At 76.7% G+C, this 249-nt stretch carries 1 protein-coding gene; it reads right to left on the reverse strand.

From position 1 onward, the window contains the following. A partial coding sequence (locus C7C46_RS35490) for a hypothetical protein (RefSeq protein WP_181442639.1) occupies positions 1-188 on the reverse strand: 188 nt, incomplete at its 3' end. Positions 189-249: the final 61 nt, after the last annotated feature.

Raw genomic sequence — 249 nt, forward strand, 5'->3', positions numbered from 1 at the left:
CTCCAGAACGCGGTGCCGGCGGGGGCCCCCCAGGTCGGGGCGGAGGTGCGGCGCCGCCGGGCGCGCAGCCGGTCGGTCCGGTCCTTGTCCTCCTGCACCACCAAGGCGCGTTCGGGGGTGCGGCTGTGCTCGGCCAGGGGGGAGAACGCTCCCCAGGAGGCGCGCGTGGGCACCGCCCTTTGGGCCATCAGGGCGCGTTGCTTCTTCGGCTCCAAGGTCCCGGCCCGCAGGTCGGAGGCCTCGACCCGG

It is taken from the genome of Streptomyces tateyamensis (assembly GCF_003205575.1).
GTDB classification, from domain to species: Bacteria; Actinomycetota; Actinomycetes; order Streptomycetales; family Streptomycetaceae; genus Kitasatospora; species Kitasatospora tateyamensis.